This window comes from Companilactobacillus nantensis DSM 16982 (assembly GCF_001435815.1).
Lineage (GTDB): Bacteria > Bacillota > Bacilli > Lactobacillales > Lactobacillaceae > Companilactobacillus > Companilactobacillus nantensis.
This window is the reverse complement of record NZ_AZFV01000020.1, coordinates 33685-59925: the sequence shown is the minus strand read 5'-3', so window position 1 is coordinate 59925 and position 26241 is coordinate 33685. Positions and strand designations below refer to the sequence as shown.

Annotated in this window: 25 protein-coding genes, 1 tRNA gene and 1 other annotated feature; of the genes, 16 read left to right on the top strand and 10 right to left on the bottom strand. The window is 35.9% G+C overall.

Features of this window, described 5'->3' with window-relative positions; translation table 11 throughout:
• Positions 1-48: 48 nt before the first annotated feature.
• Positions 49-600 (bottom strand): TetR/AcrR family transcriptional regulator, encoded by a 552-nt coding sequence (locus FD31_RS09470; protein WP_057892538.1) that lies wholly within the window; start codon positions 598-600, stop codon positions 49-51.
• Positions 601-610: 10 nt separating this feature from the next.
• Positions 611-1084, bottom strand: a complete 474-nt coding sequence (locus FD31_RS09465; protein ID WP_057892537.1) for a nucleoside 2-deoxyribosyltransferase — start codon at positions 1082-1084, stop codon at positions 611-613.
• Positions 1085-1858: 774 nt separating this feature from the next.
• Between FD31_RS09465 and FD31_RS09460 the strand changes: the two genes are divergently transcribed.
• On the top strand, positions 1859-2809 hold the full coding sequence (locus tag FD31_RS09460; RefSeq protein ID WP_057892536.1) for an ADP-ribosylglycohydrolase family protein: 951 nt from the start codon (positions 1859-1861) through the stop codon (positions 2807-2809).
• Positions 2810-3092: 283 nt separating this feature from the next.
• Here FD31_RS09460 and FD31_RS09455 read toward each other — a convergent pair whose 3' ends face one another.
• The 3 genes from FD31_RS09455 to FD31_RS09445 are packed head-to-tail and all read right to left on the bottom strand — an operon-like array spanning position 3093 to position 5271.
• A complete protein-coding gene (locus tag FD31_RS09455; protein WP_057892535.1) occupies positions 3093-3947 on the bottom strand; it encodes an amino acid ABC transporter substrate-binding protein in 855 nt (284 codons plus the stop codon).
• A gap of 19 nt (positions 3948-3966) precedes the next feature.
• Entirely contained in the window at positions 3967-4605 is a 639-nt protein-coding gene (locus FD31_RS09450; RefSeq protein ID WP_057892534.1) for an amino acid ABC transporter ATP-binding protein, read from the bottom strand.
• A gap of 12 nt (positions 4606-4617) precedes the next feature.
• Positions 4618-5271, bottom strand: a complete 654-nt coding sequence (locus tag FD31_RS09445) for an amino acid ABC transporter permease (RefSeq protein ID WP_057892533.1) — start codon at positions 5269-5271, stop codon at positions 4618-4620.
• Positions 5272-5442: 171 nt separating this feature from the next.
• Positions 5443-5663, bottom strand: a binding site (T-box leader).
• A gap of 260 nt (positions 5664-5923) precedes the next feature.
• Between FD31_RS09445 and FD31_RS09440 the strand changes: the two genes are divergently transcribed.
• The 5 genes from FD31_RS09440 (at position 5924) to FD31_RS09420 (ending at position 9731) form a co-directional block, all read left to right on the top strand.
• Entirely contained in the window at positions 5924-6241 is a 318-nt protein-coding gene (locus tag FD31_RS09440) for a PadR family transcriptional regulator (RefSeq protein ID WP_057892532.1), read from the top strand.
• Positions 6231-6893: a DUF1700 domain-containing protein gene (locus FD31_RS09435; protein ID WP_057892531.1), complete on the top strand. Its 663-nt coding sequence runs from the start codon at positions 6231-6233 to the stop codon at positions 6891-6893. Before FD31_RS09440 ends, FD31_RS09435 begins: the two co-directional genes overlap by 11 nt.
• Positions 6886-7818: a DUF4097 family beta strand repeat-containing protein gene (locus tag FD31_RS09430; protein ID WP_057892530.1), complete on the top strand. Its 933-nt coding sequence runs from the start codon at positions 6886-6888 to the stop codon at positions 7816-7818. The genes FD31_RS09435 and FD31_RS09430 overlap by 8 nt, the downstream gene beginning before the upstream one ends.
• Positions 7819-7875: 57 nt before the next feature.
• Positions 7876-8676: a DUF975 family protein gene (locus FD31_RS09425; protein ID WP_057892529.1), complete on the top strand. Its 801-nt coding sequence runs from the start codon at positions 7876-7878 to the stop codon at positions 8674-8676.
• A gap of 536 nt (positions 8677-9212) precedes the next feature.
• Entirely contained in the window at positions 9213-9731 is a 519-nt protein-coding gene (locus tag FD31_RS09420) for a helix-turn-helix domain-containing protein (RefSeq protein ID WP_057892528.1), read from the top strand.
• A 69-nt stretch (positions 9732-9800) separates the two neighbouring features.
• Here the strand turns inward: FD31_RS09420 and FD31_RS09415 are convergent, their stop codons facing one another.
• Positions 9801-10451, bottom strand: coding sequence for a metal-dependent transcriptional regulator (locus FD31_RS09415; RefSeq protein WP_057892527.1), 651 nt, complete (start codon positions 10449-10451; stop codon positions 9801-9803).
• Positions 10452-10566: 115 nt separating this feature from the next.
• Between FD31_RS09415 and FD31_RS09410 the strand changes: the two genes are divergently transcribed.
• The gene (locus FD31_RS09410; protein WP_057892526.1) at positions 10567-11088 is read left to right on the top strand and encodes an HdeD family acid-resistance protein; all 522 of its coding nucleotides are present in this window, start codon (positions 10567-10569) and stop codon (positions 11086-11088) included.
• A gap of 53 nt (positions 11089-11141) precedes the next feature.
• Positions 11142-11215, top strand: a tRNA-Thr gene (locus FD31_RS09405).
• An 82-nt stretch (positions 11216-11297) separates the two neighbouring features.
• Here the strand turns inward: FD31_RS09405 and FD31_RS09400 are convergent.
• The gene (locus FD31_RS09400) at positions 11298-12068 is read right to left on the bottom strand and encodes a DUF1828 domain-containing protein (RefSeq protein WP_057892525.1); all 771 of its coding nucleotides are present in this window, start codon (positions 12066-12068) and stop codon (positions 11298-11300) included.
• 114 nt (positions 12069-12182) lie between these two features.
• On the bottom strand, positions 12183-12743 hold the full coding sequence (locus FD31_RS09395; RefSeq protein WP_057892524.1) for a TetR/AcrR family transcriptional regulator: 561 nt from the start codon (positions 12741-12743) through the stop codon (positions 12183-12185).
• A 112-nt stretch (positions 12744-12855) separates the two neighbouring features.
• Between FD31_RS09395 and FD31_RS09390 the strand changes: the two genes are divergently transcribed.
• The 5 genes from FD31_RS09390 to FD31_RS09370 all read left to right on the top strand — a co-directional run bounded on the left by FD31_RS09390 (position 12856) and on the right by FD31_RS09370 (position 18863).
• Positions 12856-13515, top strand: coding sequence for an HXXEE domain-containing protein (locus FD31_RS09390; protein WP_057892523.1), 660 nt, complete (start codon positions 12856-12858; stop codon positions 13513-13515).
• Between the two features lie 124 nt (positions 13516-13639).
• Positions 13640-15352: a glycosyltransferase family protein gene (locus FD31_RS09385; RefSeq protein WP_057892522.1), complete on the top strand. Its 1713-nt coding sequence runs from the start codon at positions 13640-13642 to the stop codon at positions 15350-15352.
• Between the two features lie 139 nt (positions 15353-15491).
• Positions 15492-16361 carry a DegV family protein gene (locus FD31_RS09380; RefSeq protein WP_057892521.1) on the top strand — a complete coding sequence of 290 codons (870 nt, stop codon included), beginning with the start codon at positions 15492-15494 and terminating at the stop codon, positions 16359-16361.
• A gap of 190 nt (positions 16362-16551) precedes the next feature.
• On the top strand, positions 16552-16881 hold the full coding sequence (locus FD31_RS09375; protein WP_057892540.1) for a helix-turn-helix domain-containing protein: 330 nt from the start codon (positions 16552-16554) through the stop codon (positions 16879-16881).
• A 185-nt stretch (positions 16882-17066) separates the two neighbouring features.
• Positions 17067-18863 (top strand): LPXTG cell wall anchor domain-containing protein, encoded by a 1797-nt coding sequence (locus FD31_RS09370; protein ID WP_057892520.1) that lies wholly within the window; start codon positions 17067-17069, stop codon positions 18861-18863.
• A 112-nt stretch (positions 18864-18975) separates the two neighbouring features.
• On the opposite strand, the gene FD31_RS09365 is transcribed toward FD31_RS09370, so the two are convergent.
• Positions 18976-20049, bottom strand: coding sequence for an acyltransferase (locus FD31_RS09365; RefSeq protein WP_057892519.1), 1074 nt, complete (start codon positions 20047-20049; stop codon positions 18976-18978).
• A 607-nt stretch (positions 20050-20656) separates the two neighbouring features.
• On the opposite strand from FD31_RS09365, the gene FD31_RS09355 reads away from it, so the two are divergent.
• Positions 20657-21322 carry a CPBP family glutamic-type intramembrane protease gene (locus FD31_RS09355; RefSeq protein ID WP_057892517.1) on the top strand — a complete coding sequence of 222 codons (666 nt, stop codon included), beginning with the start codon at positions 20657-20659 and terminating at the stop codon, positions 21320-21322.
• Positions 21323-21369: 47 nt separating this feature from the next.
• Here the strand turns inward: FD31_RS09355 and helD are convergent, their stop codons facing one another.
• A complete protein-coding gene (gene helD, locus FD31_RS09350; protein WP_057892516.1) occupies positions 21370-23643 on the bottom strand; it encodes an RNA polymerase recycling motor HelD in 2274 nt (757 codons plus the stop codon).
• A gap of 330 nt (positions 23644-23973) precedes the next feature.
• Between helD and trpS the strand changes: the two genes are divergently transcribed.
• The gene (trpS, locus tag FD31_RS09345; protein WP_057892515.1) at positions 23974-24990 is read left to right on the top strand and encodes a tryptophan--tRNA ligase; all 1017 of its coding nucleotides are present in this window, start codon (positions 23974-23976) and stop codon (positions 24988-24990) included.
• A gap of 787 nt (positions 24991-25777) precedes the next feature.
• Positions 25778-26215 (top strand): MarR family winged helix-turn-helix transcriptional regulator, encoded by a 438-nt coding sequence (locus FD31_RS09340; protein ID WP_057892514.1) that lies wholly within the window; start codon positions 25778-25780, stop codon positions 26213-26215.
• Positions 26216-26241: the final 26 nt, after the last annotated feature.

Genomic DNA, 26241 nt, shown 5'->3' with positions numbered 1-26241 from the left:
CTAACTTGATTATAAAATTTGCCCTGTTTATTATCATTATGGTTACTTCTAATTTGACCATTTTGCAAAAAAGTTAGCGGTAAATTCGATGAATTTATCACGTGAAACGTTGAAGTCGTTATCCTCGAGATATTCGACTAAACCAATTAAACCACCGACAATGAAGCTAATCATTAGCTCTGGTGAGTCTGATTCAGTAATCATTTTGATCAATGGATCTTTTTGACTGGCTGGATCTTTACTCTTTGATTTCACGATGTCTTGTAAGATACTGCGAAATTCTGGATAAAGGTTGGCTTTCGTTTGATATTGTGGAGAAATATGGTGAATAAAGCTACTATTTTTTTCCATGAAATCTGCAATTTGATAGACAATCGTTTTTGCATTGGATGTGTTATTGAGTAAATCATCTAATAGATATGAAAAAACGGCATGTAGTAAATCATATTTATCACTAAAGTAGCGGTAGAAAGTACTGTGATTGATCAGTGCTTCGTCACAAATATCACCGACAGTGATCTTTTCGAATGGCTTTTTTTGTAATAAGGAAACCATTGCTGTAATAATGGATTTCTCGGTTCGTTGTGTTACTTGTGACATGTTGATCCTCCTAAAGTACCTTAACGTTTTCGTAGCGTGTCATTAATGTATTGAAATTGTAGTCTTTGATTTCTTGAATGCTGTCTTTACCATTGAAGAAAGCTGTTAAACTACCAGCTAACATCAAGTTTAAAGGTTCGTCAGTCATATTTCTAACACCGATAACAGGGATGTTATTAGCAATAGCATAACCGCATTCCCACATCGTACCAGAGTCAGGTTCCAATTCATTTTCTTCTATTTTATAGTCTAACATTGCAATCACAACATCTGAAACATTAATGTTATTAATATCATGCTTGTAAACGGCAGTTTGCCATTCAAATGAGCCAAATTCGGCACCAGTATATTCGTCCTTGCCTGGGCGGAAAATATCACCAATAGTCGAATTGGCTTCCAATAGTTTTTGAATTTCATCAAGACGTTTGATTTGATGTTCGCTAAAAAATGGTCCAGCTAAATAAACACGATTCTTTTTTTTCATGGGTATAATAGTAACTCCTCTTTATTTTTTGTTATGTATGATGCTAGTTAAGTATGCCGCTTCCAAGAGCAAGAAATTTAGGCCGCTATGGGGACCGGTTCGAGCCAAAGGGCGGTCTCGAACCTCGATTTTGAACCTCGCATGAAGCGCGAGTTTCAAAACACGTCCCGTGGTGTAAGGGATAAATCCCTAACGCCACCTTCACAGCGACCTAAATTCTTGCTCTTTCCAGCTAGTTCTTTGTTAATGAATGATGATTTGTCATATTTTTACCATAATTGCATATTTTTAATTTTGATAATACAAGATAGTCTGATTATTAATATATCAGATAAGTTAGCCGGAGGCGGGTCCAAAACTAACAACCTTTAATCAATTATACTGAAATGTTCGGAAAAAGCTCGCAAAAATCCTTTAAAACTGATTATTTTTTCCACGATAATTGGCAATTTCCCCCAAAATATAATTCAAAAAATAAGTTTTAAGATTTTTAAAAAAGCCTTTTCATTTTTTGGTATAGATGATATAACTCTTATAGGCACGGAGGCATATGCTTATGAATAAAAATTTGCGAAAAATTCGCGATGATAAGAAGAAAGTCAGTTGGCTTGCCATGTTTGGTATCTTCTTGGCTTTCATTTTATTGATTTTTTAGGATTAAACGTGCTTATAGATGGGAAAAAGATTTGTAGTATTCTTGCTTAGAAGACTAAACTTGAACTGAGACTAGATGAATAATTTGGTCTCAGTTTTTTACACGGGAGATGAGAATTATTGCATAAGCGTCAGATAGAAAATATTTTGTACGCCGGTGTAGTTGGGGACGCATTGGGAGTTCCTGTCGAGTTTTCAAAACGTGATTCTTATTATATTAAATCGATGACTGCGGGTGGAACATGGGAACAGCCAAAGGGTAGCTGGTCGGACGATACATCATTTACTTTGCCGTTAATGGAGAATTTAACTGCTGATGGCAATTATGAGCAATTGATGCAAAAGTTCGAGAATTACATGTTTCACAACGAATATACACCTGATAAATTAGCTTTTGGCATTGGCAATTCGTGTGCTAAAGCAGTCAGAAATTGGTCGATTAATCAATATCCAGCCTTAGAATGTGGTGATCCTAGTGTTTACGCTAATGGCAATGGAGCTTTAATGCGCCTCGCACCGTTGGCAATTCATTTAGCTGATGAATCAGACTTGAACAAACGTCTGCGCTTAGCTTATGAATACACTTGTTTAACTCACCGTCATCCGCGGGCTATCGTCGGTAGTTATATTTATTTAGAAATTTTACATGGCTTATTGAATGGTCGTGCTTTACGGGCAATTTTAAATTATTTGCCTGAGCAATTGAACCAAGCGTTACAAAATTGTCCTGATGAGTTAGCTGAACTATCACAATATGATGAGATGTTTCAGAATAACTTTGGGATGACGTTGCGCAAAGATATTAAGTCATCCGGTTACGTGGTTGATACGTTATTAGCCAGTACCTGGTGTGCTTTAGCAAGCACGAGTATTGATAATGCAATTATTTTAGCCGTCAATTTAGGCGACGATACCGACACGATAGCCAGCATTACTGCCACAATCAGTAGTTGTGAGAATCTAACTGATCATGTGAGCGAAGACTGGAAGAATCAGTTACGAAATCCCGAGTTGTTAAACAGTATTATTGCACCGTTCGCGAAAAAAGAAGCTTCTAGAGCATTAGTCTAGGGGCTTCTTTTTTATATGCCGTCTCCAGAATAGAGAAAAGCTTGACTGGCAGTGCGGACCGGCCTGAGCCAAGGTCTCATGCCTCGGTTTGAAGCCTCGCAAAATACGCGAGTCTCCAAACACGCCCGGTGGTGTAAGAGCTAAAGCTCTAACGCCACTTTCACTGCCAGTCAAGCTTTCTCGATTCTTCCGGCTAGTTTCTTTCATTAATTCAGTTCATATAAAAGTTGAAATTAATGAATTATGTCAGATTGAATATTAAATTTTTAGATAGGTTTAGTATTTATTTCTCAGGTTTAATCAAAGAATTATCGGAATTACCAAACCACTTTTTGTTGATTTGTTGTAATTCACCTGTATTTGCTAATTCTTGTAACCCTTGGTCAATTTTACGTTTCAATGTTTTATCACCTTTACGCATACCGGCAGCGAAGTCTTCACCGTCAAAGCCACCACGTGTGACACGGTATGAAGCTGGGTCTTTTTCTTTACTGATGTAATAACCTGCATACACACTATCAATCAAGAGCCCTTGAATTCGGTTGGCGTCGAGGTCCATTAGTCCATTGTTGAAGGAATCGTAGAGGACTGGTGTTTTATCTTTGATGTAATTTTTGAGCATTGTTGGGTGTTCATCGAGCAGACTGGCACCGGAAGAACTTGTTTGTGCTCCCAAAGTTTTACCAGTCATACCTTTGAAACTGGTAATGTTTTCCGCAGTTTTGGTAACAAGCACTTGGCGGTTAGCCATATATGGTCTTGAGAAAAGTAACTGTTTTTGACGGGCAGGTGTAATGGTATAACCGTTCCAAATTAGGTCAATTGTCCGATTTCTTAATTCAGTTTCTTTCATATTCCAATCGATTGGTTGAAAATCGGCTTTAATTCCGTATTGTTTAAAGACGGCTTTAGCTAAATCAATATCATAACCAACTAATTTACCATTCTTTTCACGAAACCCCATAGGAACGAAAGTATCATCAAGTCCGATGATAACTCGTCCACGTTTTTTTATGTGTGACCAAGTGTCAGTCGTGTTAGCTTCCTGCGCAACTGATTTTTGGCTACCACTACAACCAGCTAAAGTTAGGCTAAAGAAGGCTAATAAACTTAAAAGTATAAATATCTTTTTCTTCATTTTATTAATCCCCCTATGATTAATCGTTTAATGGTTTAACTTCGAGTAACTGGTCAGCAATCTTTTTGGCAAAATCGGGATCGTGGGTGATGACGATTTGAGTGATGCCAGTGTTCTTTAAATCGAGGATAACTTGAGCAACGGTGTCACGTAAACTTGGGTCCAAAGCTGAGGTTGGTTCGTCATAACAAAGAATTTGTGGTTGCATAGCTAAAGCACGAGCAATGGCAACACGTTGTTTTTGACCACCTGATAATTCAAATGGGTATTGATCTTTGAGACTAGTGAGGCCAAGTTGAGCTAATAAGTCAGCAACATTCTTTTGTGCTGTTTTTTTATCTTGTTTGAGCACCATTTCAGGAGCTAAAGCGATATTTTCCATAACTGATAGATGAGGGAAGAGATTGAAGTCTTGGAAAACAACTCCGATAACTCGTTCTTTAGCGGTTTCGTCGAATGGATCAAATGGTTTGCCGTCGAGTGAGAAAGTTCCTGAATCAACTTTTTCTAGTCCAGCGATACAACGCAAGAGAGTTGTTTTACCAGCACCACTAGGTCCGACAATACTGAGGATTGAATTATTTTCAACTTCAAGATTTAAATTATTTAAGATGGTTTTGCCATCAAAACTTTTCGTAATATTCTCTAATTTCAACATATTTTCTCTCTCCTAACGGTAATAGCTAAAGCGTTTTTCTAAGACTTTCAAAATCCAGGTACAGATAAGTGTCAATAGTAGGTAAATAATACCAACTAAGACTAAAGGTAGTAAGGTTACATCACGTGAACTGGCGATATTTCCGGCCCGTAATAAGTCGCCTAAACCGATAACGTAGACTAACGATGAATCCTTGACCAAGTTGATAACTTCGTTACCAATTGAAGGTAGAACAATTTTAACAACTTGGGGAATGATAATCTTACGAATTGTTTGCCAGTAATTTAAACCAAGCACCTTGGCACCTTCGAATTGACCTTTACTAACAGTTCCAAAACCACCGCGGAAGATTTCAGCAAAGTAGGCGGTGTAGTTAAGGATAAAGGCAAAGAGGGCGGCGTCATATCTTTCAAAAACGATATGTGCGAAAGGCATGTTTGGTAAGCCGTAGAAGACGAAAATCAATTGTAATAGCAATGGAGTTCCACGCATGACCCAAATGTAAAATGATAACAACCAGCTGAGTGGTTTAAATTTTGAGCTGCGGCCCAATGAAACTAAAATTCCGAGTGGCAATGAACAGATGATTGTCCAGAAGAAGACTTTTAATGTCATTGCAGTACCACTTAACAGTGACGGTAAAATTTCCAAAATATAATTCATCATAATTTCTCTCCCCTTTAACAAATATAAAAAAAGACGCCCGCTAGCAAAATGCTAGAGGACGTCTTTGACGTGGTTCCACCTCGAGTTTGTCAGTACCTCACGATACTGACCTCAAAAAGTTATTGTAAAAAAGAGTTCGTGAATAAAAAAAGCCCTCTTAGCCAAAATGACTAAGAGGGCGAATATTCGCGGTTCCACCTCTGGTTACCAATATCTCACGATACTAGACTCATGAAGTTACAATAACTTCAGCTGTAACGGTGCTACCGAAATGACCTACTTGTTTCAATCATTCAACTTACAGATGTGTTTCATCAAGAATCAGGTTAACTCACACCAACGTTAACTCTCTGGACTGATTTACTCAATTACTCTTCTGTCGTCGTTTTTTATATTTGTTTTAAAATGTTGAAGCTATCGTACGACCTGGGGAAAACAAAGTCAAGCTTTTTTTTTGGAGGCCGCTGGGGCGGGCGAGTACTGGTAACTGCTGTGGGACCGCCTGGAGCCAAGGTCTCCAGGCGGTCCCACAGCAGACCATGTTCTAGCTCCCAACCGGAGGTGGCACAATTGACATAACCTACAATCTATAATATATTGTTAATGAAATCATATTATACGACGTATAATATTATAGAAACGAGGAGATAATATGGCAATTCAAGTTTCGACTGAGATTCTTGAGGGTTCAGTTTTAGCTCTGTTGACCAAAGAGGATTACTACGGTTATGCGATAACGCGTGAGGTTAAGAAGGTTTTTCCTATCTCAGAATCAACCATGTATCCGATTTTACGTCGTCTAAAAAAAGAGGACTGGTTGAGTACGTACGATGAAGCTTATGAAGGTCGAAATCGTCGTTACTACAAGATTACTGATCAGGGTTTAGAACGTTTAGGACAAATTAGAAATAATTGGCAGGATTTAAAGGCAGCTACGGATGCTATCTTGGAGGGGAATAATGAAGAATAAAGTAATTGATTCTTATATCGATGAATTTGAAATATATTTACATCAATTAAGCGACAAAGAAAAACAAGATGTACTTGAATTTTATCGAGAATATATCATCGATGCTAATTTACAAACATCAGATGCCATCATCAACGAATTGGGAACTCCCAAGCACTTAGCACGCAAGGTTTTGGCTGACTATTCAATCAAAATGTCCGAGGAAAATTATCAAAGTGTTGATAATGGACAGATGACGAGTAACGAACGCTTTTCGAAAAATTTGAAAATGATAGGGTTGGTCATTTTAGCTTTGATGGCTTCACCTGTAGCCATTATTATTGCTATCATTTTGATTCCATTGATTTTATTATTTATCGGTTTGGGTGTCTTTTTCGTGCTCTTATTCCTATTCATGATAGCGATGTCTGTGGTCGGCGGAATTGGTGCCATCTTCATGGGACTATCAGTTATTTTCCAATCATTTGCGACAACTATTTTTTATGTCGGAATTGGACTTTTGATTCTAGGAGTTGATTTCTTTATTATTCCGATTATCGTTGCACTATTTAAATGGTTCTTCAGTGTAATTGTTATTTTCTTCCGTTGGTTAGGTAAGAAATTATTGCACGGTCGTAAAACACCAATGAAGGGGGAAAAAGAAAATGCGTAAGTATTTCGTAACCGGCTTTTATTTATTGATTGTTGGTGGCATCTTGCTCCTAGGCGGTGTTTTGATGGGAGCCAATCGTTCAGTTGTTTGGGATCACGGTTTTAAAGTAGCCCAAGTTAAGGATGAAACTTATCCGCTAGATAATTTTAAAAATATTTACGTTGAAGGTCGTGATGCCGACGTTACTATTAAATTTGGTGACCGTTATAAGATTCATGTCGATGGAGATAGGTCACAAGCCCCAACGTATAAAGTTAAAGATAATACATTGACAGTTCTCGGAAGCGCTAAAAAAGGTCGTATCGGTGTTGATGTTTTAGGACGTGAGAAAATCACAATCACGATTCCAATGAATAAAACACTTGATAATGTTAATTTACGAACAGCTAATAGTAAGATTCATATTAATGACGTGACGATAAATAACTTGGTTAAAACAGCGAAAGATATGGATTATGATGCTAATTTGTATTTGAGTGATGTGACAGTTCATAACGCCGATAAAATTGGTTTGTATAACGCCGATTTAGAAATGAAGAATTCTAATATATCTAATTTGACTTTGGCTGCAAATGTTTACTCAAATATTGTGGTTCAAAATACGACTTTTAAAAATCCAAGTATAAATTTGGATGAATCAAGCATGAATATTAAGAGTTCTAATATTGATTCGTTGAAATCATTTACTACCCACAGTAAGATCACAATGTCGAAGACAACACTGATGAATAAGAATAAAATCAGACTCTTTAACACAGGCCGTTTCACAGGTGAGGAATTGACCGTTGATGGCTTGAAGTTAAATACAGACAAGGGTGTCGTTAGATATTTTGACAAGAGTTATGGCACTAGTTTCGAAAATAAAACTGATGCGGCTAATTTGCTTGATGTAAAAGCCACAAAGGGAACGATTACGATTAAGTAGATTAGGTTGTTATTGCCAACTTTGTTATAATGGCGTTATTTAATGCGAGGGGTATTGATGAATAATAACTATAATCGAATATCTGCCATAGAAATTCGCCGGGAAGCACATCGAGCTTTTCGAAAAGATATTAGAGGAAATATTCCCCTAAACGTAATTCCCATTTTATTGAGATTCTTGGCAGTGTTTTTTGGAACAAAACTCTATACTACTTGGATGGCTAATTTAAATGTTAATTTGGCTGATCCAGGACAAACTAGCCGTCGTTTGACCGAGATTTCAAATAACATGGCTAATGACCCTAGTTCAATGGAAAAATATATGTTAACGCTGACTCCAGCAACAAGTGTCGTCGTTTATGCCTTTATGTTTTTCTTTATCATGGTTTGTGTCGGAGTATCCTACACAATTCTTGATAAATTGCGTAATCCTGACTACCAAGTCAATGCGTTACGAGATGGACTACAAACGTTCTCAGGACGCTACTTTTTCCCAATGATTTTCATAACGGCATTGTTTGCCTTATTTCTAGAAGCCGGATTTATGTTGTATATCATTCCAGGAATTTGGTTTTTAATGATTTTTTCACAGGTCTTCTTGGTCTTTAAAGATGATGTTGAGGAGAACGGTAAGTGGACATTAAGAATGGCTTTTTCAACCTTTAATCGTAGTTCAGTTTTAATGCGTGGTTATAAATGGACGTATTTCTCATTATGTTTGGAATTTTTCTTCTGGGAAATTTTGAACGCAATGACACATGAACTATTGTCCGTTTGGTTACAACCCTATGAACAATTAACAATGACGATTTTTTACCAAAAAGTTTTGGAGAATAATCAAAAGAATCAACAAAGATAGTAAAAAATGCCGCCTCCAGAAACAAGAAAATTAGGTCGCTATGGGGACCGATTGGAGCCAAAGGGCGGTCTCCAATCTCGATTTTGAACCTCGCAAAATACGCGAGTTTCAAAACTCGTCCCGTGGTGTAATGGCTAAAGCCATAACGCCACCTCCACAGCGACCTAAATTTTTGTTTCTTCCGGATAGTTTATTCTTTGTTTTGATTAAGAGTAAATAAATTGGAGTATTACTGTTCAGCTTAGTTATTTTTTTTAATAAGACTTAAAGTATATTTTGAACCTTAAAACCATTAATAATAAAAAAACAATAGTTATATACGAAAAGAACACCTATGATGAAAAATCCTCATGGGTGTTCTTTTTTTGTGGCTTTAATCTATATATTCGATGTGTGAAGCTTATCTTCTCTAGCTAATTATTGTAAAATTTGCTTTACAAAGGCAACCGTTATAACGCCTATATTGAATGCAACCAAATGGTGCTAGGCGGTGGTCTGAAAATGATTTATTCTGTCAGTGAATCGAGGAGATTAATATGGAAATAGGTAAACAACTCCAATATCAACGAAAGCAACGTAATATGTCACAAGAAGTTTTAGCTAAGAAACTTAATATTTCGCGTCAGTCGATTTCCAAATGGGAAAGTGGGGCTGCGTTACCTAGTTTTGCTAATGTTATTGCAATTAGTGAACTCTTTGATATCTCTTTAGACGAATTAATTAAAGGAGATGCAGCTCTTATGGATAAATTTGAAAATGGTTCTAAGATGAACAAAGCTTTATTCATTACAATTGTAGGTATCGGTTTAGCAATTGTGGCTTTTATTATTTCAGCTGGATTTTTGCATATTTCTGAGAATAGTTTGAATTATTGGTTGATTTTACCAACAGTCATTTCCTTTGTTGCTTTTGCTTGGAGTATTAAATGGAAAAATATTGATAAAATAGTTTCTAAATGGACTGTTCTTTTAGGAATCATCTGGTTGGCACTAGTTATGTGGCCTAATTTGTATAGTTTTTGGACGGGGTTTGTAACTGGCTTTAATAATCACTAAAAATTATTTCTGTATTAAAAAAGCTAGCAATCCAATTTTGGATTGCTAGCTTTTTAACACACTTTAAATTTATCTATTTTCAACAAAAATATAATCGATGGCCTTTGCACCGATTGTAATATTTGTTCCATCTTCTTTACGAACAACGAGTGAGTTATCAAATTTTTCATGCTTGATAACTTCAATCGTATCGTCGATTTCAAGATTTAAACTACCAAAGTATTGTAAGAAATCATAATTATCAGAAACTCTGACAATTTGAACTTTATCGCCATCAGAAATCATGCTGAGCAATTTATCGTCAGCATCAGTTTCACCTTGTCCGTTACCAGGAATAATTCCACCGTGTGGGCAACGTTGAGGTTGACCAAGGAAATCATTCAAGTGGTTAACTAAATCTTCATCAGAAGAGTGTTCAAGGGCATCAGCGTTGTGATGGACATTATCGACGGGGTACTTGAGACATTCATGCAAAAATACTTCCCATAAGCGGTGAGTACGAACCAATTTTTCGGAAACTTTGTTTCCTTTTGGAGTTAACACAATTTTGTTATATGGCGAGTGTGTCAAATATCCTTCACTAGCTAAGGCGTTTAACATTTCTGTGACAGATGGGGCGGACACATTCATGATCTCGGAAATACGCTTGTTAGTTATTTTTGTAAAATCATAATTTAATTCATAAATAGTTTTAAGATAATTTTCTTTGTTAGGGGACAATTTTACAACCTTTCGTTTGACCTAATAATATTATTAGCCATTCTATTATAGCGCATATCATTCAACTTTGATAATGTATAATGTTAAAATATTTTTGTAGAGGGGAGGGATATTTATGAATGAACCAAAACGTCGTTTTGATTGGTTCGGTTTTATTATCGGATTAATTTCTTTATATGCTGGTTATTTAGTCATTTGGTACCCATTAAGCAGTCTATCAACTGTTGCCGTAATTTTTGGCGTCTTCGTTATTTTACGTGGTGTTTATCAATTATGGTTTGGATCACAAATGACACGATTTTTAGGCGTTCGAAGTGGTTGGACGATTTTCTCAGCCGTTGTTAATATTATTATTGGTATTATTTTCGTTTCGCACGTTAAAGTTGGAATCGTGGTCATAATTTATATGTTTGCCATCTGGTTCTTACTAGATGCGATGTTCCAAATTTTAACATCACGTTTTTATCATTTCTTTGGTAAAAAGTATTACATATTGATCGTGATTTTAGCATGCTTGAACTTATTGTTCGCTATTATTTTGCTATTCAATCCGGTCTTAGCTGGAAGTTTCATCGTCTTCATGTTGGCATTCTTCTTCTTTGCCACTGGAATTTCCGAAATTATCGAAGCATTTTAATTAAAAGCATTTTCTACATTTGGGAAATTTGCTAAAATGTAGGGAGTGTTTACGCCGTCTTAGCTCAGATAGGTAGAGCATCACCATGGTAAGGTGGGGGTCGTCGGTTCAAATCCGATAGACGGCTTAGAAAATAATTATATGAATATATTTAAAAAGACAAATGTTGATATTTCAGCATTTGTCTTTTTTTAGAATACACCAGCGTCTTAATTTTTTAATTTCAAAATTGATTCTTTATTACTCCATGGAATAATTTCCAGACCACGAGTATGTGCAATATTTTTAGATTTATCTGAAATGTTATTATCAATATCATTGAAAATAACTGAATAATTCATGTTGTGATTCTCGTAATCAACGTTACCAGCAATGTCTTCAAAGGTAACGATCTCAGCAGAAATCCGTTGGAAATCAGCGTTATTCAATATTTGAATTAGCTGGAGTGGTTTGCTTTTTGATTTTCCGATGGCATAGGAAATCTTATAAGTATGACCACTACCGCCATTAACAGGATAATTTGGTAATCCCTTAAATTCCATATCATCAAAATAATTCATGACATCATCGAAGAAGAGATTTTTTACATTATTTTTACGTGTCATCAGTAAATCATCAATTCTTAGGATTGCTTGAATTAATGATTGTTTCATTATCGGGAAGTCTCCCTTTTTGCCATCAATTTTTAAAACATTATTCTCTGTTAGTTGAACATTAAAAGACTTAATAATGTCTTTTAGTATTCTGAAACGAACATTACTTTTAATATCAATACCCAGTAAAATTAAATCATTAACAGTATTACCATCATCAGATAACTGAATCTTATTATCGTCAATCGGTAATACGTATATGGCTATTCGATTTCCAAGAATATTTGTAAAGGGAGTAATAATTTCATCTCCATTATCAAATGAAGTAATTGAGTATTTAGTTTTCATCCATTTTAAGTAGTCGTCTATCCATTTGTTAGTGTCCATGATAAAAATCCTCCTTTCGATTAAATACATTATGATTTCTGGCTGAGTATTTGGTCATAGTTTATATTGTTATTCTCTCGTAATCAACGTTACTAGCGATATCTTCACAATTAACTATTTAGGCAAATACTCTCCAATACCGCTTTCCACCAAACTACGAATTAACTTTCCTAATTGTGATGCAGAAATATTCCGATTGTGATTAATCCAACTACAAATGATAGCAATTGCTCCAGATACGAAAAAATCGATGGCGTAATCTTCTTCAATACTGAGATTTGTCAGCTGATATTTATTTTTGATTTCAATCTTAATGGTATTTTTTAAACGATTAGTAAATATAACATCTGTCGTGCCAGTGAATATGACATCATAATAATTGGGGAAATGAGCATGTAAATCATCAAACGATTTGATAAAAGAATTTTCTAGTTTTCCCGTACGAAAGTTATCCTTTAAATTATGTTGAATATGATCAATTACAAAATCTTGAATTTGTTCTTGAACATCGTAAACGTCATTGAAATAGTCGTAAAAGGTACTACGATTGTAACCTGCTTTTTCTGAAAGTGATTTAACCGTAATTTGGCTTTTCTTCTCTGATTTAGACAAGATACAGTAAGCGTCAATTATATTTTGACGTGTTATTTGTGTTTGTTGGGGATTCTTTCTCATTGACTGTACTTACTTTCCGACACTTGACCTGTCTCTGTTGGTTGATGACTGGTATACCAGGGATTATCTTGTATATATAGTAGTTTTTGAACAGAGAAAGGGCTTGATCTTTATGAAATTTTATCGTCGTAATTGGTATTATATTGGAGGAATTATTTTTGTTGCTTTGGCTTATATTGTAGGGTTTTGGAGGAATGATTTCAGCCAGATCCAATTAATTTTAATATACAGTTACATGGCAATGCTGGTCCACCAGTTTGAAGAATATGGATTACCAGGCGGTTTTCCCTCCATATTTAATATCGTGTGTTGTGGGGAGAAAGAAGTTCCTGAGAATTATCCGCTGAATGCCAATCAGGTTATGATAAACAATGTATTTATGGCGTACACTTTTTACATTTTAGCAATTATTTTTCCTAACACCATTTGGTATGGTCTAATTACGATTGGTCAGGGAATGGTTCAAATAGTAAATCATGGCTTCTACAATAATATTAAACTAAAAAGTTGGTATAATCCGGGATTGGCTTCAGTTTTATTACTACATTGGCCTGTGGGAATTTATTACATTTGGTACGTGATGGTCAATAATTTGGCGACACCAATGGATTACATGATTGGATTTATTGGCGCATTCGCCTCAACAATTGTGTTGTGGCTTGGTCCTGTAAGAATTTTGCGAAACAAGCAATCTAAATATCCATTTACGGAACAACAGATGTATGGATATGACGAGAAAAAAATTCGTCAAATGAAAAAAGACATTTCCTAATCTAGGATATGTCTTTTTTTATTCAAAAAAATATTTATACTGATATATTTCAAAATTCTATTTTACGAATAGGTGTTTGGTAAATATAATGTATACGAGAATATTTTTTACGTAAGGAGTAACCATGTTTCAATTCAAGAAGATAAATAACCTCAAAGCTTTAGTTATCTCAGTTATTTTTTTCATAACTATAATAATATGGACGCTCTGGCAGTTTCGTTTTAACTATATGATTTCCATGTATGATTCATTTTTCCACGCGGAGCGAATCTATGAAATTAGATTAGCATTTCAACAACAAACATTGCCTGCGTGGATTAACTACAATACCTTTTTTCATACTGGGCAAGCAATTAACGGGATGTATCCTGATTTTACACTGTATCCATTTGTACGGTTAACGAATTTTTTGACGCCAATTCATCAAATTATTGCCATTAAATCCTTAATTATTATGGCAACTTATTTGGTTTCATTTATAACACTTAATAAGTATTTTGATAGCACTAACGCAGCTTTCTCAGCCACTATTTTTGTCCTATCAGGTGGTATTTTAAAAGATTTAATCAACGAAATGCAGACGGGGACATCGTTGGCAATGATAGTGGCATTCCCGCTAGTCTTCTGTTTAAAAGACGCTGTCGAGAGTAAGAAAATTGATTTCAAATTGATACTTGAAATTGCATTATTGATGACATTTGTCGTTAATTCCCACTTGTTGAGTATTGTTGCAATCAGTATGATTGTCGGTATTTGTTGGCTTATAAATCTGATTTGGAAACGTAATTTTATTTCAATAGTTAATTTAGGATTGGCTGCACTAGGTACAATTGTGTTATCGTGGCCAATTATTTATCGAGTTGTCAAAATTTCCAGTACCGGATTGAATGCACCATTTAGTCAGGGACGGATTGAAAGTTACTCATTATTCAACTTCCTATCAGGAGCTGCTTGGAACACGAAGAATTCAATTTCTTATGCAGCAATCTTATTATTAGCTTTAACAATAATTTTTCTAAATAAAAAACAGCTAACCAATATCGTGACATGGTTTGTGGTAGAAGCAGTTATAGTAATTTTCTGTACCAATTTAGTACCTTGGAATTTGTTGAGTAACGTTCCAATTATCAATAATTTTCAAAATTCAAGTTGGCGTTTTGCTTTATATTTGAGTGTGATTCCAGTCATAATTTTTCTAATTAATTTCCATGGAAAAAGAGCCAGATTGATTTTACTGTTGGTGACAATTCTTTCGTATGGAATGGCATTTCGAGCAGCATATAACGCTCAATATCAATATACTGCTGGTTTTCCGGTACTAACTCAGTATTCGACAGAGGATATTCCAACAGAAGGCGTTGCTAAGTTAACATCGACTGGAATCAACAGTGACCGAATCACTCGAACACTCATTCCAGATTATTCACCAGCGACTGTAAAAGTTAAGGATAATAGTAACGGATTCAGTTTTTCCGATGAGAATGTCGAGACATTATCACATCATTTGGCAATAATAGATGGTAAAAAGATTCCGATGGAGTACAGTGGAGATAGTAATGCGACGATATTAACAGGTACGAATATTCCGAAAGGGACAGTAACATTGCCGTTCTTTTACTACAAGTCACTTAATTACGATGTCACAGTGAATGGTCAAAAAGTTAATATTGACTCAAGTTCAAAGGGATTAATTAAGATCAGCAACAAGTCGAAACAAAAGAAACTAACGGTAAAAATTCACCAGAAGTTGCCAATGACATATTTATTGATAACAATTTTTTTAACGGCTCTTTATTTATGGGGATTGTACGTAGTCTTTGGCAAATGGAATAAGTAATAACTATCTATCAAAAAAACATCTAGTTTTCAAAACTAGATAATACAGTTTACAAAACTAAAATAAATGGTATTATTATTCAGTGGCTTAAATACAAACTGTAATTAAATCACTAATAAAACTTTAGGAGGTGTGCGGTATGTATCAAATATTAACTGATTCAGAATGTGATTTGCCGCTAGCGACTTTAGAGGCAAGCAATGTTGATGCAATCAGTTTTCATACTAAGATTGATGATCAAGATTTGATTAATGATTTTGGAAAAAGTTATGATATCAATGACTTTTATCAGAAAATTCAATCTGGTACGATGCCCACAACGACCCAAGTTAACGTTGGTGAATACTTTGAATTCTTTAAACCATACGTTGAAAATAAAATGCCAATTGTTTATGTTGGCTTTTCTAGCGGACTAAGCGGTTCAATGTCGAGTGCCCATCAGGCCAAAGAGATGTTGTTGGAAACTTATCCAGACGCTGACATCCGTATCGTTGATACTTTAGCTGCCAGTGGTGGTGAAGGATTGATGGTTCTCAAGGCAATCAGATTGCAAAAATCTGGTGCCACGTTAGATGAATTTGTTGACTGGTTTGACAAAAATAAAATGCTCCTAAGATCGAGCTTTACGGTCGATAATTTGAATTACCTTTATCATGGCGGCCGTATTTCCAGAACATCGGCTGCTTTAGGAACATTATTAAAAGTTAAACCAATTCTAGATGTTGATCCTGATGGTAAATTACGAATGGTTTCGAAAACGAGAACCCGTAAAAGATCACTATTAGAACTGGCTGATAATACACTTGCAACAATTAAACATGAGCCGGATCAACCAATTATTATCACAACCAGTGGCGATTATGATGCCGCTGAAGTTGTTAAAGCACGAATACTTGAAAAGATCAGTACAGCTGATATTCAAATTTATCCAATCGGTATGACAATTTCTAGTCATACTGGGTTTGGCTGTGTGGCTGTCTTCGCTATGGGTGAAGCACCACGTACTTAATGTTGAATTCCTCCCCGATTCGACGATATAGAAATAATAAAAAAGTAAACGTCTAACGATTTTGGTTAGACGTTTTTTAGTCGTTATAACGCAATGCAACTAGTGGTTGCCGAAAGCTCAGATTAAATTCGTGCGTTCTACTGCGCAATAGCTAATAATTAATCTTGAAAAGAGAAAGGTGATGAGCAAAATGATTCTCGGACAAAGGATTAAAGAAGAACGTGAAAATCGTGATTGGACCCAAAATGAGCTAGCTGATAAGTTAAATGTCAGTCGGCAATCAATATCTAAATGGGAATTAGGCAGTGCTTATCCAGATATAGAGCGTTTGATTCAAATTAGTGATTTATTTGGCGTTACTTTGGATAGCTTAATTAAAGGTGATAATGAATTACAAAAGAATATTACAGTTTCAAATTCTCCAGAACACCATATGAATGGATGGGAATTCTTAAGTCGATATTGGTGGTTAATTTTTCCTGTCGGAGGATTTTTAGCAACAATTTTTCATATGTGGTGATAAGCGTCTAATTTTGTTAGGCGCTTTTATTTTGTCATTTGTATATCCTTTTTTTATTGATAGGTATAACTAAAACTTGATTTGACAATGTTTTCGAGTAGCGTAATAATTTTCATAAATATAATTATTACCGGATTTGTGACAGATAATAATTACTCTAAATTAATGAGGGTGGTTTAGTAATTATGTTAATGAAAAAGGGAAAAGAATGGGCTTTATCTTGTGCAGCTGTTAGTGCAGCAGTATTGATGGGAATGAGTACAACTGTTCACGCTGATACAACTGTTAACAATAATGTTAATTCTGAAAATACAACAAGCAATACTAATAATACAAACGGGGATGCAGTTAATAATGCACTTGGCAATGTGACAACAACACAAGCAACAAGTACAAATTCTGCAACGATACAAGCTGCAAGTTCTAATTCAGCAGCAACTCAAGCTACTAATGATGCAGTTCAAGATGGTGGACATGTTAGTGATGACTTTGATAATGAGGGCCAAAATCAATTAGGTTACGCATCTAACTTCCACATTTTTGCTAATGAAGCACATTTGAATGCTCATACCAATGGGAATGTTGCTGTCGGTGATTTTTACGGTAATGTCAACTTTGGTACAAATGTTAAAGAAGGTGGGGTTGATAGAGAAGTTTCATATATCCAACGTCCACACAATATTGCTAATAGTTCATTTGTAACTAGTGGTAGCACTCGTGAAAACAAAGTTGTCTTTGGTGAAAATAATGATATTGATGTTTCAAATGAACAACGTCCAAGTATTAATGGTACAGACTTGGATCACATCAATAGTCAAGAAATTTATCAAGACAAGAATGGTAAGGAATATATTGATGTTGCTAACTATCTCGATAATTTCTTGAGTAATAAGTCAACGACACTTACTAACAAGACACCACAAGTTACCGTGACAAATGATGATTTTCCTGATCAAAACCAACGTGTTATCAATTTGGAAGACTATGAAGTAACTGATGACAATCAAATCGTAATTAATTTGGACCCAAGCGTCCTTGCCACCGACAGACCAATTTATATTTATGGACTATCAGCTGACAAGGGTGGTACTAACATTGTTATTAATGTTGATACTAAAGGACAAGACCCTTACGATGTAAATTCACAAATTAAGTTAATTTATAACGATGGTACAGCCAATAATAATGTTGAACGTCCTAATCAAGAAACAGAATATTTCGACGATAACCACTTGCTATGGAACTTCTATGACAGTACAGCTAACGATAAGCTTTATAATGGCCACATTAATATCAACCGTCCATTCCAAGGCAGTGTTTTAGCTCCAAAGGCAGAAATTGAAGTCAATGCTAATTTGGATGGTAACATTGTTGCAGACAAAGTTATTGTTAACTCTGAAACTCACAGATGGGACTTGCAAGACCACTCTGAAACAGAAACTGATTATGACCACATCGTAACAATTCCTGGTGAATTGCCTGAACTTCCTGGCGAAGAAGATAACGAGGAAGAAGAGAATGTCGACCACCCTGATGAAGAAGAGGAAGAAGATATCGACACTGATACAGGTGAATTAGTTGAAGGTGGCTCTGAGGGTGAAGATCCTGATGAAACAACAGATACTGAAAAGCCAAGTACCGAGAAACCTGGTACAGATGAAGAAGATAAAGATTCTGAAGAAAGTAACGGCAATGAAGAAAAAGATGCCGATGAAGATGATTTAGGTGAAGGCGGAGATACTATCATTCATGGTGGTTCTGAAGGTACTGATCCTAAGGGTGATTTGAACAACGGTCTATTACCAAATGTTGTTGGGAATAACAAGGATGTTTCACAAACACCTAAGACTAATGCTGCTAATGAATCAGGTCTCTTGCCACAAACAAGTGAAACTGATGGTGTTCTAGCAACAATTCTTGGTTTGATTGTATTGGCATTCGGTTTGATTTTGAAAGCTACACATATTAAAAAAGAAGATTAATGATATAATTGTTATTAGGAACTGGTCTATAAATGACTGTGTTCAATGCTCACAATTATTAAAAAAATCTCGTCACAACCAATTAAGTTGTAACGAGATTTTTTAGTATAAATTATTTTTTCTTACTAGAATTTCCTGTTAATAAGTAATTAACTCCGGGAATCAAATTCAAAATCCAAATTATTACAACTGACAAAATGCTGACCACGATGTAACGCATGAACGTAGCAGCTAAACCATGAATTGCTACATGATTAGTAAACCAAGGTTCTACATACAAAATCAGTAAATTATGAATTAGATAAACTCCGAATACCAATGGTGATAGGAATTCAAACGTTTTAATCGTTGTTGGTGACTTGATTTTACTACCCCATTTTTGCAAGAGGATAAATGCGGCAACTGACATAATCGGAATAAAAATCGAAGTTACGTAGTAGCCGTTATTGACATCATAAATTTGTGGAACCGCAGTAGAAACGTAATTACCGCTAACTCCAGCAATTAAGAAAATTAACAGTAAAACAAGGTTATTGGTATTCTCAATTTTAACTTTCGTAAGTAAGTAACCAAGAATGAAGTATCCAGTAAAGCCTCCAACTAAGAAGAAACTAGCTACTGGCGAGAGTTCTAAGATAGTTTGCATGTCCTTGGGTAGAAGTACAGCTAGGGATGGTAAAAGCGAGCATGTAACCAACCAGATACCTGTGACGTAAACTAGCATTTCAGTCGTAGCATTTTGAACAAATGTCTTGATCACGGGAGATAAAATGTAAATCCCAATCAACGGATACATAAACCAAAGTGTTGGTGAAGTGGGATGGTAAAGAATCGTTTTAACAACGCTAAAAACATTGTGGAATGATAATGAGTGTGCGTAAATTCCTACAACGATGGGTGAAAGAATCGACCACATAATAAAAGGAATCGTAACACGTGGAATCCGTTGTTTCCAAGTGTAAGTAAGTGAAGTTGTTTTTTTACTATTGAGTAAGAGTGAGCCGGAAATCATGAAGAAAACAGGCACACTGATGTGGGCAAAGTAATTAAGAATTTTCGTTATTTGCCATTGCCCCGTACCGATGTTTTTGATGGTATCGATTGCGGAAACATGAATAAAAATTACCAAGAAAATAGCAATAACACGAATAAAGTCGAGATAAAAAATACGATGATTTTTGTTCATTAAAAAGTCCCTCCATAAGAGCTTTACGATTGAAAATGTGTTGGTCGCCTCCGGTTGTAAGCGACAAAGTCTGCTATGGGACCGCCTTGAGCCAAGGTCTCAAGGTTCGATTTTGAACTTCGAGAAAATCACTCGAATTTCAAAATACGTCCAGTGGAGTAAGTGCTAAAGCACTAACACCACTATCACTGCTGACTTTGTCGCTTACAACCTCCAGCTAGAGTAATGGTTACTAAAATTAATTAAAAATCTCCAAAAAACATATATTACTCAACTATCAGTTTAAGTTATTATTAAATTTTAAAAATAGGACATAAATAATAAAAGTTAAATTAGGCGGAGGAGTTGAGAGGATTCACCTGCAGTGAAAGTGGTGTTAGGACGGCGGTCTTTGCCGTTCTTACAGCGCCGGGCGTGTTTGGAGACTTGCTAGCAAGGCTTCAAACCGAGGGACAAGACCTTGGCTTGGCCCGGTCCGCACAGCAGGTGAATCCTCTCAACTCCGGAGACGGCATGCTCTATTAATAATAGTTGAAAACCGACTGAAAATGAAGTATTAGCGTATGATATAATGACAAAGTAAAATTATTGATTGGAAGAAGTTATTATGCGCGTAGGAGAATCCCCAGGGACTGATTTTGTTAGATATTTAATTTGGATTGCATTTTCAATTGCAACTTTGATGTTGAAAAATAATGCGGCTAATCAAAAAGGTTTCAATATGCCGATGGTTATTGCGTTCTTTGCCGTTGGTCTTATCACTTTATTCTTAATGATTAGGAAGTATATTCGTGAGGAAAGGTCATTTTCAGATACAGCTGATGGATTTGTTTATTCATTAGTTTCTAATATTGGCTTAGTCAGTTTGATGATTGTCATGGTTTGTTTATTAAGAATCATGATCAGTTATTTACAAGTGACAGGAAAGTTGCCTAGTTTTGCGAACGATGACGTTTTGAGTTCAGACCAAAATGTTTTCCTTTTCAATATGGTAGCTAACGTCTTTATCGTTGCGATTCAACAACAGTTAGTTCAGACAGGATTTTTCTTTAATTACTTCTTTAGAAAAACGTCTGCATACAGCGCCGTTATGGGTATTATCTTGAGTGGTATCATTGCTGGTTTGATCAGTTTACCTGGCTCACTTTTGCAATTCTTGATGATGATGGCCTTGGGCTGGTGCTATGCCTTGACTTACTTATATACCAAAGATGAAAAAATGGCTATCTTCGTTGCGATGGTCAGTGCCGCTGTTGGTACAATTATTATTTAAACAGCCAAAAGACCTGCAATCCATTATCGGATTGCAGGTCTTTTTAATTATTGTTCAGAAATCAAATCAACTGATTCATGACTCAAAAGTGGAGAAACTTCCTTATCAACACACAAAGTTAAACTGTGCATAGCACGGGTACAAATCGTATACAAGACATCCACACTACGTTCGTCAGGATAATTGGTAGCCGAAACATCATGGGCAATAACGGCGTCGAATTCCAAACCTTTAGCTAAGTAAATTGGCAAAACTAGAATGCCTTTAGGAATGGAACGGAAGTCAGCGTCAACCAGTGTCACGATTGATTCATCGCCATAGTGAGCATAAATTTGTTCAGCTTGAGCTTGATTACGTGTCAAAATAGCGACAGTATCATACTTTTTATTTAACTCTCGAGCAGTATCTTTTAAGCCCTGGTAATAATCGTCGTTATCGAAAACTTTAATAACAGGATCTTCACCTTGGCGTGAGAAAGCTTTGATTTCACTACCATTTGGCAAAAGTTTTGTCGCAAAGTTAGTGATTTCAGCCGTTGAACGATAACTTTGGTTAAGTGTGATAGTTGTGATTTTCTTCTTATTGAATAAATCATTAACTTCAGTCACAAGGTCCTTTTTCCGATAAGAACTAGTTAAAACATCTTGTGCTCGATCGCCCAACAACGTCATTTTAGCGTTAGGGAAAGCATGAGCAATATATTTCAACTGGGCCATTGTATAATCTTGGACTTCATCAATAAAAATATGTTGGATAGCGTGATTGATGCCACCGTCAGTCAGTAAGTCGCGCAAATACAGAATGGCAACTGAATCACTGAGATTGAGTTTGTGCGTCTCAATACTGTCATCAATTGATTCAATCATTGTTTGCCAAACATTATCAGGTACTAGGTCTTGATCCATTTCGCCTAACAAGAAGAGGTATTCCTTGTAAGGATTGAAGAAGTAGTTGTTGATCAACGCATTGTAAATAGGAGCGTAACGGTCACGCAAAAACTCTTCAGCAATAATTTCACGTTGACTAGCTGATTCCTCAATATTATGGTCAGTGATGATTTGTTGGAAATCTTCATCTGATAAGTTATCAATTTCAGCTTGAACCCAATCTTCATTCCGGTCAGCGTGGATTCGTTTTTGAAGTCTTTTGATTAAGATGTTTTTAGTCTTCAAGAAACGGTCTGGGATGTGATAAGCATGATTGATGTGATCGTAAATTTTGGAAATTTCTTCTTTAGTAAAGAAAGGTTTTCCATCAAAAATAACATCTTCAAAATGCAAAATGTGGTCGGGATGAGTTTCTTCTAATTCGGCAAGGTGATCGAGAAATTCGCCACTTTCTTTGTATAGACGGATTTTAATAGTCGTTTCGGGTAAATTATGCTCATCTTTTTCATAACGTTCAAACAAGGTTTCGACTTGAACACCTGATAAACGTAAGGATATGAACTCATTTAAGGTAACTTGACGCATGTTTCTTTCACCTAAACTTGGTAAAACTTCGGAAATATAATTACTGAAGAGTTTGTTAGGTGAGAAGAGCACGATATTGTCCGCATTCATTGTTGAACGGCTGTGATAAAGCAAGTAAGCGACCCGTTGTAAGATAGCAGATGTTTTACCAGAACCAGCGACACCTTGAACAAGCAAGACATCGGAATGAGTATCACGAATAATAGTATTTTGTTCACGTTGAATAGTTGAGACGATGTTACGTAAGTATTCATCACTATATTCACTCAAAACTGATTGAAGAATCTCGTCACCAACCGTTTCATTGGTATCAAACATGGTTCGAATTTGATTGTGAACGATTTGGAATTGGCGTTTCTTCTTTAGATCAACAGTTGTTGGTCCATTAGGCGTTTGATAATGAACTTTGCCTAAGACACCGTTATAGTAAATTCCGGAAATTGGAGCACGCCAATCATAAATGAGAAATTCTCCATCTTCATCTTGGAGTGTGGAAGTACCAATGTAGAGGGTATCTTCTTCGCCATCTTCGACGATATCGATGCGTCCAAAGTAAGGTGAACCTTGCAGATTTTCGAGTTTTAATTTATTTGAATTTAAAATATTTTCATTTTCGACTGCCAAAGCAACCAACTGCTTTTGTTGCTGAACTGAAGCGTTGGTTTCCATTTGGTCATCGACTTCGGTGGTGTTAACTTTGGTATTTTCACCGTAATTACGTTCGATACGATGGGTTTCTTGATGTGCTTGAGCGATACTTTGATCAACACGTTCAATTTTTTTGTCAATCTTGTCAGCGACGACATTGACCCGTTCTTGTTCTTCTTGTTTAGATTGATTAATCGACATTGAAATACCTCTCGTTGACAATTTGTAGATTTTTAATTATGCTAATAGCAATTAGAGTACATTAAAGCATAGACATTTTTGAGTACTAATTCAAGTAAGTTGGTCCAGAGAATAACTTCCAGTCTGAAAAAGTTATCGACCTTGTTTTAGGAAATGGTATGGGTAGTTACCTTATAACTTCGAGTGGTAGAGTAATCTCTACAAAACAGGTGGTACCACGCTGAAGCGTCCTATTATATTTTTAAAATATGATAGGGCGCCTTTTTAGTCGAAGAGACATTATAACACCTTGGAAACGTCTTTGCATTAATGAATTCAGGAGGAAAAAATATGAAAACAAATACAATTTTAACTGGGGATCGTCCAACAGGTAAGTTACACATTGGACATTATTTAGGATCATTGAAGAACCGTGTTAAGCTTCAAGATGAAGGCAAGTATAAGATGTTTATCATGATTGCCGATATGCAAGCTTTGACAGATAATGCTCGAGATCCTGAAAAAGTTCGTAATAGTTTGATTCAAGTTGCTTTGGATTATCTTTCAGTTGGAATTGATCCGGCTAAGACAAATATTTTGGTCCAATCACAAATTCCTGCTTTGAATGAATTAACAATGTACTATCTTGACCTTGTAAGTGTTTCTCGTTTGGAAAGAAACCCAACTGTTAAGTCAGAAATTAAACAAAAGAGCTTTGGTCAAAGTATCCCTGCTGGTTTCCTAACATATCCTGTTAGCCAAACAGCCGATATTACAGCCTTCAAAGCCGATACAGTGCCAGTTGGTGATGACCAAGAACCAATGATGGAACAAGCTCGTGAAATCGTTCGTACGTTCAACAATACTTATAATGTTGATACATTAGTTGAACCAGAAGGATACTTCCCACCTAAGGGCCAAGGTAGACTTCCTGGTATCGATGGTAACGCTAAGATGAGTAAGTCACTTGGTAATTGTATTTACTTGTCAGACCCAGCTGATGTAGTAACTAAGAAAGTTATGTCAATGTATACTGACCCAGATCACATTCACGTTGAAGATCCAGGTAAAATTGAAGGCAACACCGTTTTCACATATCTTGATGCTTTCGGAACTGATAAGGAAAAGATTGCTGAATTGAAGGAACAATATCAAGCCGGTGGTCTAGGGGATGTAAAAGTTAAACGTTATCTAAATGACGTTCTACAAGAAATCCTTGAACCAATCCGTAACCGTCGTGCCGAATATGAAAAAGATATCCCTGGCGTTTATGACATCCTTAAAAAAGGTAGCAACAATGCTAATATCGTTGCTAACCAAACATTGAGTGAAGTTCGTAAGGCTATTGGTGTCAATTATTTTGACTAGGGCCGCTTCCGGGTGCAAGAAAAATTTATTCCGCTATGGGACCGTATCGAGCCAAGGTCTCGCTACTCGCTTTTAAGCCTTGCACAAATCGCAAGTCTTAAAAGACGTCCGTGGAGTAAGAACAGGAAAATCACCTGTCCTAACTTCCACCTTCACAGCGGAATAAATTTTCTCGCACCCTCCAGCTATATGGCTGGTATGCAGCGGATTTTGAATTGCTGTGTTTTGAATTTAAAAGATTAATAATAACTAAATGACAAGAAGTAATTGTTGAGTAGAAATATTCAATGATTGCTTCTTTTATTTTGTTCTTTTTTATAGATTCAAATTATCAACTAAAGGTTGAAAGAATCAAAATATACTTTAAGTCTTGATATTCTAATCATCATTGACGAAAAAATAATCAAGCCAGACAGTAATATTCCAGTTTATTTACGTTTAATAAAAAACAAAGGATAAACTAGCCGGAAGAAGCAAGAATTTAGGTCGCTGTGAAGGTGGCGTTAGCGCTTTAGCGCTTACACCACGGGACGAGTTTTGAAACTCGCGTTTTGTGCGAGGTTCAAAATCGAGCCGAAAGACCTTGGCTTTCGGCGGTCCCCACAGCGACCTAAATTTCTTGCTTCTGGAGGCGGCATGTCTAGTTAACCTCATATTTTTCTGAAAGTGTCATAAAAATTTCCTGAAAATATTTCGTGCATAACTCTTGATTTTATCAAGAGTCGGGTATAGAATAGCTTTTGTTCTAAAAAACAGAAAGTTTTTTTAAATAAAATGAGGTGAATTTATGGATGATTATAATTTGATTGGTTTTGTGATGAAATATACTTCAATCAAACGACGAATTGCGGCTAGTTATCTCAAGGATAAGGGCCTAAATGCTTTTGAAAGTATCATCTTATCAATCGTTTATAAAAAGAATTCTTGCACTCAAGACAGGATTGGTGAGATTACGATGTCTGATGGTGCAAGTATCGCCCGTTCTTTGAAAAAACTTGAAAGCTATGGCTACGTGTTACGAAAACCTGATCCGGACAATGGACGACGTAAAATTGTCAAACTTACCGAAAAGGGCGAAGAGCTTTACGACAAGATTCGCCGTGATTTTCGTGCCAGTAATGAAGTGATGTTTAAGGGTGTCACTTCAGAGGAACAAACACAACTAGAGAGTATATTAGAAAAGGTTTATAAGAATTTAGACAGCATCGAGATACCCACTAAGTAAAATTTTGAGAGAAGGGTTTTATTATT